This window comes from Pseudonocardia sp. SID8383 (genome assembly GCF_009864975.1).
GTDB classification, from domain to species: Bacteria; Actinomycetota; Actinomycetes; order Mycobacteriales; family Pseudonocardiaceae; genus Pseudonocardia; species Pseudonocardia alni.
Window position 1 is genome coordinate 1 of the sequence record NZ_WWFY01000328.1, and the last position, 451, is coordinate 451.

The window sequence follows — 451 nt, forward strand, 5'->3', positions numbered from 1 at the left end:
CCGCGACCTCGACCGGCGCGGCCGCCGCGGTCCAGCCCATCGCCCCGGCGACCGTCGTCACCGAGCGGGTCGCGCCGGAGGTGTCCGAGCCGCCGTGCACCCACAGCCCGTAGGGCAGGCCGCGGGTGTCGTCGGCGCAGACGTAGAAGACCTGGTCGAGGAAGTGCTTGAGCGCGCCGGACATGTAGCCGATGTTCGCCGGCGTCCCGAGGACGACGGCGTCCGCGGCGAGCAGGTCGCTCGCCGTCGCGGCCAGGGCGGCGCGGGCGACGACCTCCACCCCGGTGATGTCCGGGTCGGCCGCGCCCGCGCGGACCTCCGCGAGCAGCTCCGCGGTGGCGGGGGACGGCGTGTGGTGGACCAGGAGCAGGCGCGCGCTCATCCGGCGAGCATCCCGTCGACCTCCGCGCGCAGCGCGGCCAGGCGCTCCGCGGCGACGGCCCGCGACGCC

1 protein-coding gene is annotated in these 451 nt (G+C 77.8%); it reads right to left on the reverse strand.

Going from position 1 to position 451, the window contains the following annotated elements; translation table 11 throughout:
• Window positions 1–382, reverse strand: a 382-nt coding sequence (locus tag GTW08_RS07830) for a flavodoxin family protein (RefSeq protein WP_161151690.1), incomplete at its 3' end; no start/stop codon positions are given.
• Between the last annotated feature and the right edge of the window lie 69 nt (window positions 383–451).